The organism is Actinomadura rudentiformis (genome assembly GCF_008923185.1).
Taxonomy (GTDB): Bacteria; Actinomycetota; Actinomycetes; order Streptosporangiales; family Streptosporangiaceae; genus Spirillospora; species Spirillospora rudentiformis.
The window spans coordinates 130,394-144,792 of sequence record NZ_WBMT01000001.1 but is presented as its reverse complement, the minus strand read 5'-3'; the positions used below and the strand labels follow the sequence as shown (position 1 = coordinate 144,792).

Sequence of the window (14,399 nt, the reverse complement as noted above, 5' to 3'; positions counted from 1 at the left end):
AAGGAGCTCATCATGCCCTCGACTCGAGGCAAAGGGGAGAGCGGCTTCAACCCACCGGCCGAGCATGTGCGGGCCGCCGTCGAGGCGGCGACGTGGGCGCCGTCGGTGCACAACACCCAGCCATGGCTGTTCACCTGGAGCGGAGATCGGATCACTGTGCGCGCGGATGCCGACCGGCGGCTGAGCGTGGCCGATCCCGAGGGCCGGGAGATGCTGATCAGCTGCGGTGCCGCGATCTTCACCTTGCGCGTGGCCGCGCGCCATCTGGGATACGAGCCTGAGGTCGCGCTGCTGCCCGACCCGGACCGGCCGCACCTGCTCGCCGATGTGAGCCTGCGCGAACGGGCGCCTGAGTCGGAGGACAACGGGCGGCTGTACGGGGAGATCCGGCGCCGCCGTACCCATCGCGGGGCGTTCAAGCCGGACCCGGTCGCCGAAGCACTGCTGTCGGTCTTGCGGCAGGAGGCGCAGAGTGAGGGCGCCACGCTGCGGATCATCGTGGACGCGCCTACCCGCGGAGCCATCGCGGCTTTGACGGTCGCCGCCGAGCACGTTCACCAGCGCACCCCCTCGTACGCGGGAGAGCTGGCCAGGTGGGCGCCGGCCCCGGGCAACCCGCGCCGGGAAGGCGTTCACGAGGGCGCCTACCCGAAGGAGGCACCGCACACAGAGCCGCACTTTCCCGGGAGGGACTTCGCGCGCGGGCACGGCTGGGGCACCGCTGCCGAGGAGAGACCCGTCGACTGGCCGGATGAGCCGGTGACCGGAGTGGCGTGCGTTCTCACCACCAAGGGCGACGAGGCCGAAGACTGGCTCCGCGCCGGACAGGCGCTGCAACGGGTCCTGCTCCGTGCGTCGGTGGAGGAGGACGTGTCAGCGGCGTTCCACACGCAGGCCCTCGAGATCCCCGAACTGCGGGAGTTCATCCGGACACGGTTCTGCGCCGGAGAGCACCCTCAACTGGTCCTGCGGCTGGGAGCGGCCACGGGCGAGTTCGCCACGGTGCGCCGACCCGTCGAACACGTTCTCACCGAAGAGGCCTGAGGTGGCATCGAAGGCGAGATTGCCCTCGCGCCTCAGGGGCAGGGGCACAGCGGTGGTCGATGACGTTAATGACAATGGAGACCATGCGATGGCAAAGAACGCACCCCTGTCGAAGCAGGAAGCGCGGCTGATCGACGCCTACTGGGCGGCTACCAACTATCTGTCGGCGGCGCAGATCTATCTGTTGGCCAATCCGTTGCTGCGCGAGCCGTTGCGGCCTGAGCACATCAAGCCGCGGCTGCTGGGGCACTGGGGGACGACGCCCGGCCTGAACTTCTGTTACGCCCATCTCAACCGGCTCATCCAGGCACGCGATCTGGACATGATCTACATCATGGGCCCGGGGCATGGTGGTCCTGCGGCGGTGGCGAACGCGTGGCTGGAGGGCACCTACAGCGAGGTCTATCCGGAGGTGCCGCAGGACGAGACCGGGATGCAGCGGCTGTTCAGGCAATTCTCCTTCCCCGGCGGGGTGCCCAGTCATGTGGCGCCGGAGACGCCGGGGTCGATCCATGAGGGCGGCGAGCTGGGCTATTCGCTCGCGCATGCCTTCGGCGCCGCGTTCGACAACCCGGACCTGACCGTGGCGTGCATCGTGGGGGATGGTGAGGCCGAGACCGGTCCGCTGGCGGCGTCCTGGCACGCCAACAAGTTCCTGGATCCGGTGAACGACGGCGCGGTGCTGCCCATCCTGCACCTGAACGGCTACAAGATCGCCAATCCGGCGGTGCTGGCTCGGATTCCCGAGGAGGAGCTGGTCCAGCTCTTCGACGGCTACGGCTACAACCCCTATCTGGTCACCGGCGACGACCCTGCCAAGATGCACCAAGGCATGGCCGCCGCGCTGGACCGCGCGTTCGACGAGATCGCCGCGATCCAGCACGGCGCTCGCACCGGCAAGGTCCACGAGCGCCGCCGCTGGCCGATGATCATCCTGCGGACCCCCAAGGGCTGGACCGGGCCGCAGGAGGTCGACGGCGTCCCGGTCGAAGGCACGTGGCGTGCCCACCAGGTGCCCCTGGCGGGCGTACGTGACAATCCCGAGCACCTCGCTCAACTCGAGACGTGGCTGCGGTCCTACCGGCCCGAGCGTCTTTTCGATGACGAGGGCCGGCCGACGGCCGAGCTGCGCGCGATGGCGCCGACGGGGGATCGGCGGATGAGCGCCAACCCGCACGCCAACGGCGGTCTCCTGCTGCGTCCCCTGGTCCTGCCGGACTTCCGCGGCTACGCGGTGCCCGTCGACAAGCCCGGCACGACCTCCACCGAACCGACCAGGCGGCTCGGCGCATTCCTGCGCGACGTCATCACCGCCAACCCCGACAACTTCCGGATCATGGGGCCGGACGAGACGGCCTCCAACCGGCTCGGTGACGTCTTCGAGGTCACCGACCGTGTCTTCACCGGCGAACGCCACGAGTCCGACGAGCATCTGGCGGCGAACGGCCGTGTCATGGAGATCCTGTCGGAGCATCTGTGCCAGGGCTGGCTGGAGGGCTATCTACTGACCGGGCGGCACGGGCTGTTCAACAGCTACGAGGCGTTCATCCACATCGTCGACTCGATGTTCAACCAGCACGCCAAATGGCTCAAGGTGACCCGGCACCTGCCGTGGCGGCGCCCGATCGCCTCGCTCAACTACCTGCTGTCGTCGCATGTCTGGCGCCAGGACCACAACGGCTTCACCCATCAGGACCCGGGCTTCCTGGACGTCGTCATGAACAAGAAGGCCGAGATCGTCCGGGTCTACCTGCCGCCGGACGCCAACACCCTGCTGTCGGTCGGCGACCACTGCCTGCGCTCGCGCGACCACATCAACGTGGTGGTCGCGGGCAAGCAGCCCGCGCTCAACTGGCTGCCGATGGACGCCGCCGTCCTGCACTGCACCCGCGGCATCGGGATCTGGGAATGGGCGAGCACCGACGGCGGGGCCGACCCCGACGTGGTGCTGGCCTGCGCCGGCGACATCCCGACCCTGGAGACCCTCGCCGCTGTCGACCTGCTCCGCCAGCACCTGCCCGACCTGCGTGTACGCGTCGTCAACGTGATCGATCTGATGAGGCTCCAGCCCGCCGGCGAACACCCCAACGGCCTGACCGAGCCGGAGTACGACGCGCTGTTCACCACCGACAAGCCGGTCATCTTCGCCTTCCACGGCTACCCCTACCTCATCCACCGCCTTACCTACCGCCGCAACGGCCACCACAACCTCCACGTCCGCGGCTACAAGGAGGAAGGCACCACCACGACGCCGTTCGACATGGTCATGCTGAACGACCTCGACCGCTACCACCTGGTCATGGACGTCATCGACCGTGTCCCCCACCTCGGCGGCCGCGTCGCCCACCTCCGCCAGCGCATGGCCGACCAACGCCTCGCGCTGCGCGCCTACACCCGCGAACACGGCGAGGACGCCCCCGAAGTCCGCGACTGGACCTGGCCCTACTAAGAGACGACCAGGAGGGTGCTCACGGTCAACCCGGGATCGAGCAACCTCAAGCTGAGCCTGCTCGACCACGACGCCACGGCCCTGACCTGGCCACCGGGCCGGGTGCCGGGAGGGCGAACGGCTGGCGGCGCCGCACCCGTGCGAACTCTCGTCCTCACAGCCCGGAAAGACCTGGAATCGCTCGACACAGGCACATGCAGCGCCCTTGCCACAGGCAGAGGCCCGGCCGCTGAGCCGAGACCAATGCCGCCGTTCGAGGGACTTTCGACCTTAGGCAGGACCTGCGGAGATGCCGCAGTGTGGAGGCGAAATCAACAACTCCACGCAGGGCCAGAATTGGAGGAGGGTCCCATGGGCACCGCCGTTGAAGCAGTCATGACCACCGACGTCATCGCCGTACCCGAGCAAGCACCGTTCAAGGAGATCGTGCAGACTCTGCGCCTGCACGGGGTGGACGCCGTACCGGTCGTGCGGCCCGACGGCACCCTGTGCGGAGTGGTCTCGGCGACCGACCTGCTGCTCAAAGAGGCCGACCCCGGCGCGACCGAAGACCCGCACCCGTTCGCCGGGCCCCGCCGGCGACGCGAGATCCGCAAGACCGCCGGGACCGTCGCGTGCGACCTCATGACCACGCCCGCGATCACCATCTCTCCCACCGCGACCGTCGAACAGGCCGCCCGGACCATGCGGCGCCACCACGTCAGCAGGCTGCCCGTCACCGACCCGGCGACCGGACGGCTGGCCGGCATCATCAGCCGCAGCGACGCCCTGCGCGTCTACACCCGACCCGACCACGACATCCACGACGACGTCCTGCACACCATCATCGCCGACCAGTTCGGCTGGGACGCCAACCTCTACACCGTCGATGTCCAGCAGGGACAGGTCCGCGTCCAGGGACAGGTCGAACGACGCTCACAAATCCCCCAACTGCTGCACGCCATCCGCAGACTGGAAGGCGTCGTGTCGGCCCAAGGCCACCTGAGCTGGACCATCGACGACACCTACGCCCAGCACTACCCCACCCTGTGACAACGGCGAGAACACCTCGCTCATTCAGGCCCCGGCCGGAGCACTGACAGCTCCTGCCGGGGTCAGCCGGGATGAAGCGGTCTCGTCGTCGGATAGGACGGCTCGCAAGAGGGACGTCGTGCCCTTCGCTCGTCGTTGTCCGGCGACCGGGCAGGTGACCCACATCGCTAGGAAGCACGCCGCCTGGCGGACGTGTGCCCCGCATTCTCAGGACCTTCGCCCCTCCCTACGCCGTTCTTGGTGGACGCACAGTGAGATGAGGAGGTGGACCTCATGAACACCGTTCACGCGATGGCGTTCTCAGGGCCCGGCGGAGGTTGGGGCCATATGGAAGCCAACGGCTGGTCCGGCTGGATGTGGGTCTTGGGACCGATCATGATGGTCGCCTGGCTCGCGGTGATCACGGCTGTCGTCTGGCTCGTGCTCCAGGCAACCGCGAACAGCCGCCCGCAGACGAGAACGACACCGGTCGAAGGCGCCGGGATCGAGCGGGCGCGCGGCATCCTCGCCGAGCGGCTCGCCCGTGGCGAGATCGATGCCGAGGACTACCAAGAGCGTCTGGCCAAGCTGACATGAGTGGACACGCATCGCAGATGGAGATCGTCACAAAGCCGTCGGGGCGGGAGATCCTCGCCCCGTACCAGCGCACCACCGCCCAGGTCGCAGCCGACCTGGGCGGCGATGTGAAGGCGGGACTCAGCGTCCCGGAGGCCGCCGCCCGGCTGGAACGCTCAGGACCCAACACCCTTCCGGCTCCGCGGCGCCGTGGACCGGTCGTCCGATTCCTGCTGCAGTTTCACAGCCCGCTCATTTACGTACTGCTCCTCTCGGCCGTGATCACCGCGGTTCTTGGTGATCATGTGGACGCCGCGGTGATCCTCGGCGTCGTCATCGCCAACGCCATCGTGGGCTTCGCTCAGGAGGCCCGCGCCGAGAAGGCCCTGGCCGCGCTGGTGGCCATGACGCAGATCAGCGCCACGGTGATCCGCGACGGAACCGCCCGGGTCATCCCCTCCACAGATCTGGTACCCGGCGACCTGGTGGTCCTGGAAGCGGGTGGAAAGGTCCCCGCCGACCTGCGGGTGGCGCACAGCGACGACCTGCAGATCGACGAGTCCGCGCTCACCGGCGAGTCGGCGCCGGTCTCGAAAGACCCCGAGGCAGTGACCGCAGAGGCGGTTCTGGCCGATCGCCACAACATGGCTTACTCCGGCACGCTCGTCACCCATGGCACCGGCACCGCAATCGTGACCGCCACGGGCGCCGCCACAGAGCTGGGACTCATCCACCATCTGGTCGGCCAGGCCACGGCGGTGCAGACCCCGCTGACCCGCAAGATCGCCCGCTTCAGCCGGCTGGTCACCGTGGCGATCCTGGGCCTGGCCGCGCTGACGTTCCTGATCGGCGTGCTGCGCGGCCAGCCCGCCGCCGAGATGCTCACCGCCGCCGTCGCACTCGCGGTCGGTGCCATTCCCGAGGGGCTGCCCGCGGTCGTCACGATCACGCTGGCGTTCGGAGTGGCCCGCATGGTGCGGCGAAACGCGATCATCCGCAGGCTTCCCGCGGTGGAGACCCTCGGCAGCACGACCGTCATCTGCACCGACAAGACCGGCACCCTCACCGAGAACCGGATGACCGTGACCACGGTCGCCACCGGCGGCCACCTCTACGACGTGACCGGCACCGGCTACGCCCCGCATGGTCGGCTGCTCCTGGCCGGGCACCCGGTCGATGTCGGTGCGCACCCCGGGCTAGGCGCCACCCTCAAGGCCGGGCTTGCCTGCAACGACGCTCACATCGTGCCCGAGGGGAATGAATGGAAGCTGGTCGGCGACCCCACGGAGGGAGCTCTCGTCACCAGCGCCGCCAAAGCGGGAATCGACTCCGTCCCCGACCGCGTCGAGACCCTGCCCTTCGCCTCCGAACGGCAGTACATGGCGACCCTGCACCAGGACGGCATCGTCTACGTGAAGGGTTCGGTGGAACGGGTCCTCGCCCTTTGCGACACGCAACTGGACGCAGGCGGCGCATCCCAGCCGCTCGATCATCCCGCGGTGACTGAGCTGGCCGAGGCCCTCGGCCGTCAAGGACTGCGCGTGCTGGCCTTCGCCAGCGGCGAACCGGCGGCGCCCGGAGCGGGCCTGGACGCGCTCCCCAGCTTGACGCTGCTGGGCCTGCAGGCCATGCACGACCCGCCGCGTCCGGCCGCAGCCGACGCGGTGCGCGCCTGCCGGACCGCCGGGATCCAGGTCAAGATGATCACCGGTGACCACGCCGAGACCGCCGCGGCCATCGGCGCCCAGATCGGTCTGTCGGGCGAGGTCATGACGGGTCCCGATATCGCCGCCTGCCCAGACGAACAGCTGCCTGACGCCGTGGAACGCGCCGCCGTCTTCGCCCGCGTCTCCCCCGAGCAGAAGCTGCGCCTCGTCCGGGCGTTGCAGAGCCGGTCGCATGTGATCGCCATGACCGGTGACGGCGTCAACGACGCGCCCGCACTCAAGCAGGCCGACATCGGCGTGGCCATGGGCCAGGCGGGCACCGAGGTCGCCAAAGAGTCGGCCGACATGGTCCTCACCGACGACGACTTCGCCTCCATCGAGGCGGCAGTCGAAGAAGGCCGCGGCGTCTTCGACAACCTGGTCAAGTTCATCGTCTGGGCGCTGCCCGCCAACATCGGCCTCGGCCTGGTCCTGGTGGCCGCCATCGTCATCGGCGGCGAACTGCCCATCCTGCCCGTCCAGGTTCTCTGGCTGAACATGACCGCGATCCTCGTCCTCGGCCTGCCGTTCGCCCTCGAACCCCACGACGACGACATCATGCACCGGCCACCCCGCGACCCGGCCCTGCCCTTGATCACCCGCCCGCTCGCGGCACGCATCCTGCTCGTGTCCGCGATCCTGCTCACCGGAGCGTTCGGCCTCTTCCACTGGGAACAGAACCAGGGCGCCTCCCTCGCCGAAGCACGCACCATCGTCGTCAACGTCTTCGCGATGACGCTCCTGACCTACCTCTTCAACTGCCTGTCCATGCACCGCCCCATGCTCCTGCGAGGCATTCGCCGCAACCCCTGGGTCGGCGCCGGAGCCCTAGCCCTCATCGCGATCCAGCTCCTCTACACCTACGCGCCGTTCATGAACGACCTATTCCGCTCGGCGCCCATCAACGCCGGCGCATGGGCACGCGTCACCGCCGTAGCGGTCCTGGCCTACGCCCTCGTCGAACTGGCCAAACGACTGACCCGCCCATCCCCCCACGAACGGAAGAACTACCAACCGCCGTCGGCCTTTACATTGTAGATCTCAAACAACGGCTGGCCTGGCCTGAAGGGCCGCAGCTAAGCCAAACCCACCACGGTGAATGCTTCGAGCAGGACCAGAATGCCGAGGGTGACCAGCGCCGCGGCGCGCACGACTCGTCATGGGCGGTGACTGGGAGCTCCGGTAAGACATCCGGGGCGCGGCCGTGGCTGCGCAGGTCGATCGTGATGTTCGCGTGCGGCGGAGTCTGGCTGGTCCGTTCCCCGCCACCTGACGTGCTGGCAGAGCTTGCCGAAGATCGGCCTCCCCGCCGACCGGCGGTCGGCGGTCGGCGGGGAGGCCGCGGCCTCGCTCGGCCGGTCGCTATCGGGTGCGGCCGGGCAGGCGACCGGCAACCAGCGGGATGACGATCACCGCGGCCACCAGATGGGTGGCGAACAGGGTGAGTCTCGTCGCGACCGTCGCCGATATGAGCAGGTCGGGCACGATCGACAGCGCGGTGAGGACGAGGGTGACCGCGAGGAACATGCGCTTGGGCGACGCGGCCCAGCGACGCAGCGCCACGGCCAGCAGCACGCCGATCGCGCTGAACAGCAGTGTCAGCTCGGTGAAGCCGAGCAGCGGGACCGGCTCGCCGGCGATCTCCAAGGGCACCCCCGCCCCCCGGGCGATGGCGGCGGTGACCGTGGTGGCCACGGCGGCGGCGACGCAGGCGAACAGGCCGGTGCGCCACATCGGGATGGTGCGGGCAGCGGTCGTGGCAGGGGTCGTGGCGGCGGTCATCGGGGGCTGGGCGGCGCCGAGGCTGCTGGAGGTGACGTTGCTCGTCATGGTCTGACCTGACCTCTCGCGTAAAGGGATGTCCGATGGAAGCGGAGTGTCCGACGGATACTTAATGTAAGCTAGACACATCATGGCCGAGCTGACAAGAGGTTGGTGCGATGAAGGCGCTCTGGGATCTCCGCGACCAGCCGGAGAAGAAACCGCGCATGCCGCTCTCGGTGTCCGCGATCGTCGACGCGGCCATTGCGATCGCCGACGCAGAGGGCATCGAGGCGGTCTCCATGCAGCGCGTCGCCGCCGATCTCGGCTTCACCAAGATGTCGCTCTACCGCTACGTCTCGAACAAGTCCGAGCTGCTCAGCATCATGATCGACACGGCGGTGGGAGAACCGCCCGACCTGAGCAAGGTCCCCGGTGGCTGGCGGGCCAAATTGCAGGAGTTCGTCCGGCAGCTCACCGAGGTCTGGCGGCAGCACCCCTGGCTGCCCGCCGTCACCGTGGGCGCCCGCGTCATGGGCCCCCGCGAGGCCGGATGGACCGAGAGCGCGATGGCCGCGCTGGCCGGAACCGGACTCACCGGCGACGAGCGCATGGCCGCCGCGTTCCTGCTGGTCGGGCACGTCCGCACCACCCAATCGATGATCACGGCAGGTACCCAGGCCTGGTCGGGCGGCAGTGAGATGGCCGAGCTGATCCGCAGCCGGGCGGACCTGTTTCCCGAGCTCAGCCAGGCGCTGAGCGGCCCCACCCCCGCCCTGGACGACAACGCCCGCGCCTTCGGCCTGGACCGCCTCCTCGACGGCCTGGCCACCCTCATCCAGGAACGCTCATGACAGCCTCCACGCTGGCCGCGAGCTACCTCGCCGCCCTTGAGCGCGGCGACCTGGAGGGAGTCCTGGCGCTCTTCCACCCTGAGGCGATCGTCCACTCCCCGCTGTACGGGCCGTCGCCCGCTGTGGAGTTCTACCCGAGACTGCTCGCCGACACCGGTCGCTCCGAACTCCACCTCCGTGGCGTCACCCAGGGCGAACGTCTCGTCGGCGTCTGGTTCCACTTCGACTGGACACTGCCCTCGGGCACCGCGGCCGGCTTCGAATGCGTGGACATGCTGGAACTCGACGAAGAAGGCCTGATCACCAACCTGCGCATCTTCTATGACACCGTGACCACCCGCACGGCGTTCGAACGCGAGACGGGTGGCTCCTGGCGTCCCACCACCTGACACGGCCGACCCCGTAAGTCAGGTCGGTCTCCTGCCGCCGGCCATCCGCGAGGCGAGCCCCAAAGGGCCGAAGGTCCCGAGGGAAAGGACCGCTTGGCTCTGCAGGTACGACCTCGTGCGGCGGGAGGCTGAAACCGTTAGGAGGTCGACATGCAAGTCATTCCAGAACAGAGACGTGTCATCGTCGGCGTCGACGGATCCCCGAACTCCATCGCCGCCTTGGTTCGCGCCTCGAAGGAAGCCCGTCTCCGGCACGCCCGCCTGGACGTCATCCAGGTCCTGCCTCGCGAGGAGCCACGGAATCCGAGCCTCGTGCAAAGGGCCCGGGCGTGGCTGCGCCTGCGTGCGCTGGTGGCCAGGACCATCCCGCGGTCCCGGCATCTCACGGCCCGGCTGCGCATCGCGCACGGTCACCCTGCTCAGGCGCTCACCGCCGCCGCCGATCGTGCGGAACTGCTGGTCATCGGCGCACGTGTTCACTCCGAGCACGGCAATCCCTTTGGTGGTGACACCGTCCCGGGCATCCTGGCGACCGCGCATTGCGAGGTCATCGTCTGCGCCGACCACGCCGCAAGCAGCGCCTTCAGCGCCGCGGCCTCCGGCGCCACGGCGTCTGAGGCGATCAGAGGAGGTTGAGATGGAACGGCGCAAGGTCGGAGACGTCATGACCAGGGACGTGATCAGCGTCCCGGAGGACACCCTGTTCGTCGAGATCGTCGAGACGCTGGCCGAGAACCGGATCAGCGCCGTACCCGTGGTGGGCGAGCACAACGAGGTCTTGGGGATCGTCACGGAAGCCGACCTGCTCCGCAAGGAGGAGTTCAGCGACCGGGGCGCCGGTACCAGGCCGCTGTTGGAGAGCCCGCGGCACCGCCGGGCTCGCGCTAAGGCCACCGCTACCGATGCCCGCAGCGCCATGAGCACCCCCGCGGTGGTCGTCACTCCGGACACCACCGTGGCCGCGGCCTCGCGGCGGATGGCCAAGAGGGGCTTCAAGCACCTTCCCGTCGTTGACGATCAAGGCCGGTTGGACGGCATCGTTTCCCGCGCCGACCTGCTGCGCGTGTTCCTGCGTTCCGACGATGACATCCGCGACGAGATCATCCGTGAGGTCCTGGTGGACCGCCTGTGGCAGGTCCCGTCCAGGATCCAGGTCCGGGTCAACGCGGGCGTGGTCTCGCTGACCGGCCGGGTCGAGCTCAAGAGCATGATCCCGATGCTGATCCGGCTGACCGCCGGCACCGAAGGCGTCGTCGACGTGGTGGCGCGGCTGGGTTACGAGAAGGACGACACCCGGCCCGGCCCCTACGCGGAGGCGTGACGGCGATGACAAGCACACTCAGAGCGAGTCCGTCGGCCGAAGGGCCCGCCGCAGCCGTCAGCGAGACCCACATCGGGATCGTGTTCTTCGCCGGCGACCGCGCCTACAAACTGAAAAAGCCGGTCGACCTGGACTTCCTCGACTTCTCCACCAGGCAGGCCCGCGAACACGCCTGCAACCGGGAGGTGGAGCTCAACCGGCGCTTCTCCCCCGACGTCTACCTCGGCGTCGCCGACGTCCACGGTCCGTCCGGCGAGGTCTGCGATCACCTGGTGGTCATGCGGCGGATGCCCGGTGCCCGGCGCCTGGCCACCCTCGTCCGAGCGCACGCCCCCGTCGACGACACCTTGCGTACGATCGCCAAGCGGCTGGCCGCCTGGCACGCCATCGCTCCCCGCGGCCCGGCGGTGTCAGCCGAGGGCACGCGCGACGCTCTCCGCGACCGCTGGAAGGCCAGCTTCGAACAGGTCCGCCCCTTCCACGACCAAGCGATCCCCGCTGCCGACGCCCTCGAGATCGAACGGCTCACACGACGATTCCTGGACGGCCGCCGGCCGCTCTTCGACTCCCGCGTCACCGGCGGCCGCATCGTGGACGGCCACGGCGACCTGCTCGCAGGCGACATCTTCGTCCTGGACGACGGCCCGCGCATCCTGGACTGCCTGGAGTTCGACGACCGGCTGCGCTACCTGGACGGCCTCGACGACGCCGCGTTCCTGGCCATGGACCTCGAACGCCTCGGCGCACCGCATCTGGCCGAGCACTTCATGCGCCGGTACGCCGAGTACGCCGCCGACCCCGCGCCGCCCTCACTACGACACCACTATGTGGCCTACCGCGCGTTCGTCCGCGCCAAAGTCGCCTGCTTCCGGCACCAGCAAGGCGACCCCCATGCCGCCGCCGAAGCCCGAGCACTCGGCCAGATCGCTCTCCGCCACCTGCGCGCCGGACGGGTCAGCCTGATCCTCGTCGGAGGCCTGCCCGGCACCGGCAAGACCACCCTGGCCGGCGCACTCGCCGATCAACTGGGCTGCACCATGCTCAGCTCCGACCGGACCCGCAAAGAGCTGGCAGGCCTGCCGGCCGAGGAGTCCGCCGCCGCTCCATACGGCACGGGCATCTACGACCCCAGCTCCACCGACCGCACCTATGCCACACTCCTCGACCGGGCTCGCCGACTCCTCCAGATGGGCGAGACCGTCCTTCTTGACGCCTCCTGGATCGCGCGGAGCCATCGCGATGAGGCGATCGCCCTTGCCTCTGAGTTTCGCGCCGACTTCCACGCATTGCGCTGCGAAGCCCCAGCCCGACTCGCCACCGAACGGCTTCGCACCCGCCCGCACGGCGCGTCAGACGCCGATACCAAGATCGCCGCCGCCATGGCGGCCGACGCCGTTCCCTGGCCCGGCGCCACCACCATCGACACCAGCGGCCCTGTCGACAAGGCGGTCGAACAGGCACTCTCGGTTATTCGCCCCGACATCCCAAGTACCTCCAGCACCGTTCACAGCAGCCCGCCCGGAGTTAAAGCCGCCAAGGCCACTGGATGAGGGCGCGGTCAGAGAGGGCCTTCAGCGCGAGCAAAAAGGACTTTGGTCCTAGGACCCCAAGCCATTCATTCGCCTACGGTCGGTTGTAGTCACCGCTTCCACAGTCAGGACACCACCCACCATGACCGATCAAAGTTCTCAGGAGCGCACTGGCATCCGGGTGTTCCTGGTGGACGACCACGAGGTCGTCCGCCGTGGCGTGGCCGCGCTGCTGTCGTCCGAGGACGACATCGAGGTCGTCGGCGAGGCCGGCTCGGTCGATCATGCACTCGCCCGCATCCCGGCGGCCCGGCCCGACGTGGCCGTACTGGACGTGCGGCTGCCCGACGGCGACGGCGTCACCCTGTGCCGGGACATCCGGTCACAGATGCCCCAGGTGGCCTGCCTGATGCTGACCTCCTTCGACGACCAGGACGCTCTGTTCGACGCGGTCATGGCGGGCGCCTCCGGCTATGTGCTCAAACAGATCCACGGATCTGACCTGGTGGGTGCGGTCCGCACCGTCGCTTCCGGCCAGTCGCTGCTGGACCCGCGCAGCACCGCCCAGATGCTGGAACGACTGCGCAAACGCCAAGAACCCAAAGAAAACCCGCTGTCAGGCCTGTCAGACCAGGAACGCCAGATCTTCGACCTCATCGGCGAAGGACTCACCAACCGCCAGATCGGCGAACGCATGTTCCTGGCCGAAAAAACCGTGAAGAACTACGTATCAAGCCTGTTCGCCAAGCTCGGCATGAGCCGCCGCACCCAAGCCGCCGCATACGCCGCCCAACTCAAGGCATCCTCCTCCAAAGACCACAAGAACAGCTAACGCCAGCCCGCCCCGCCAGGCAGCGAGGCCACAGGCTTCGAAGCACGCCGCGGAACCGGCTGGCCATCCCGGAGGAGCGAAGGTCCAAATGGCCAGGACCGGCGCGGTCTCATCGAGGTCGTTCACGGCCCTCTCTTTCCGTGGCGTGGGCGGATGGCGGTTCCCTTCAGGCTCGTACGGCCCGCGCGGACGTCCCAGGACCGAGGTTGAGGCACGGCGTCTCTGCCTCCAGGCTCATCCAGATCTTCCCGTTGAGACCCGTCTCCCTCACGACACCGTCACGCCGCGCTGCGCGCGCCCGTGCGGAAGAGGCCTACGAAGTGGTGGTCGGCCATCACGGACTCGGCGGCTTCGCCGGGCTCCTCCGAGGCTCGACGGGCCATGCGTCCCGCCGAAGCCGGTGCTGGCCTATGCCTTCGCGTCCGCCGCACAGCGGCACGCACGCCTGCGTGTGCTGCACGCCTGGCGGCCCACACCGCTGAGCATGGCAACGGATATCGACGTCTAGGCGGCGGACGCCGCGTCCCATGACCACCTCGCCGCAACGGTGGCTCCCTGGAACACGCGCCACCCCGAGATGAAGGTGATCGACAACGTCGGTCGCGCGCATCCCACCGACGCCCTCGTGGGCGCCTCGGCTCACGCCGACCTGGAGGTCGTGGGCTACCGAACGCACACGGGTCCGCATCTCGGCTCGGTAAGCCATGGCGCGATCCATCACACCCACTGCCCGTGGCCGTTGTGCGCCCCACAAGCCACCCGGTGACAGTCGAGTGAGCAGCACGAACACGTGGTCGGTACGAGGGCGCGCCGCCCACGTTCCGTACCAAGCTCTCGCCACCAGGCTCTTGCCGCAGCGTCTGCCGACAAGCGGACGGATTGCCAGGCACCTGACGACCGCGGGGGCCTTTGGCGAACTGGGCAGGG

The 14,399-nt window shown here is 68.8% G+C and carries 12 protein-coding genes; 11 read left to right on the top strand and 1 reads right to left on the bottom strand.

Features of this window, described 5'->3' with window-relative positions; genetic code table 11:
* Positions 1–12: 12 nt before the first annotated feature.
* The 5 genes from F8566_RS00695 to F8566_RS00675 all read left to right on the top strand — a co-directional run bounded on the left by F8566_RS00695 (position 13) and on the right by F8566_RS00675 (position 7,824).
* On the top strand, positions 13–1,044 hold the full coding sequence (locus F8566_RS00695) for an Acg family FMN-binding oxidoreductase (protein WP_151556896.1): 1,032 nt from the start codon (positions 13–15) through the stop codon (positions 1,042–1,044).
* Between the two features lie 88 nt (positions 1,045–1,132).
* A complete protein-coding gene (locus tag F8566_RS00690) occupies positions 1,133–3,493 on the top strand; it encodes a phosphoketolase family protein (protein WP_151556894.1) in 2,361 nt (786 codons plus the stop codon).
* Positions 3,494–3,844: 351 nt separating this feature from the next.
* Entirely contained in the window at positions 3,845–4,525 is a 681-nt protein-coding gene (locus tag F8566_RS00685) for a CBS domain-containing protein (protein ID WP_192809442.1), read from the top strand.
* 273 nt (positions 4,526–4,798) lie between these two features.
* Positions 4,799–5,101, top strand: coding sequence for an SHOCT domain-containing protein (locus F8566_RS00680; protein WP_225992728.1), 303 nt, complete (start codon positions 4,799–4,801; stop codon positions 5,099–5,101).
* Between the two features lie 17 nt (positions 5,102–5,118).
* Positions 5,119–7,824, top strand: a complete 2,706-nt coding sequence (locus F8566_RS00675; RefSeq protein WP_151556890.1) for an HAD-IC family P-type ATPase — start codon at positions 5,119–5,121, stop codon at positions 7,822–7,824.
* Between the two features lie 324 nt (positions 7,825–8,148).
* On the opposite strand, the gene F8566_RS00670 is transcribed toward F8566_RS00675, so the two are convergent.
* On the bottom strand, positions 8,149–8,616 hold the full coding sequence (locus tag F8566_RS00670; protein ID WP_225992727.1) for a DUF6069 family protein: 468 nt from the start codon (positions 8,614–8,616) through the stop codon (positions 8,149–8,151).
* Positions 8,617–8,726: 110 nt separating this feature from the next.
* Between F8566_RS00670 and F8566_RS00665 the strand changes: the two genes are divergently transcribed.
* The 6 genes from F8566_RS00665 to F8566_RS00640 all read left to right on the top strand — a co-directional run bounded on the left by F8566_RS00665 (position 8,727) and on the right by F8566_RS00640 (position 13,472).
* Positions 8,727–9,401, top strand: coding sequence for a TetR/AcrR family transcriptional regulator (locus F8566_RS00665; RefSeq protein ID WP_151556888.1), 675 nt, complete (start codon positions 8,727–8,729; stop codon positions 9,399–9,401).
* On the top strand, positions 9,398–9,790 hold the full coding sequence (locus F8566_RS00660; RefSeq protein WP_151556886.1) for a nuclear transport factor 2 family protein: 393 nt from the start codon (positions 9,398–9,400) through the stop codon (positions 9,788–9,790). The genes F8566_RS00665 and F8566_RS00660 overlap by 4 nt, the downstream gene beginning before the upstream one ends.
* A 150-nt stretch (positions 9,791–9,940) precedes the next feature.
* Positions 9,941–10,426, top strand: a complete 486-nt coding sequence (locus F8566_RS00655) for a universal stress protein (RefSeq protein ID WP_151556884.1) — start codon at positions 9,941–9,943, stop codon at positions 10,424–10,426.
* Between the two features lies 1 nt (position 10,427).
* Positions 10,428–11,111: a CBS domain-containing protein gene (locus F8566_RS00650; RefSeq protein WP_151556882.1), complete on the top strand. Its 684-nt coding sequence runs from the start codon at positions 10,428–10,430 to the stop codon at positions 11,109–11,111.
* Between the two features lie 5 nt (positions 11,112–11,116).
* On the top strand, positions 11,117–12,661 hold the full coding sequence (locus F8566_RS00645) for a bifunctional aminoglycoside phosphotransferase/ATP-binding protein (RefSeq protein WP_151556880.1): 1,545 nt from the start codon (positions 11,117–11,119) through the stop codon (positions 12,659–12,661).
* 121 nt (positions 12,662–12,782) lie between these two features.
* The gene (locus F8566_RS00640) at positions 12,783–13,472 is read left to right on the top strand and encodes a response regulator transcription factor (protein WP_151556878.1); all 690 of its coding nucleotides are present in this window, start codon (positions 12,783–12,785) and stop codon (positions 13,470–13,472) included.
* Positions 13,473–14,399 lie beyond the last annotated feature (927 nt).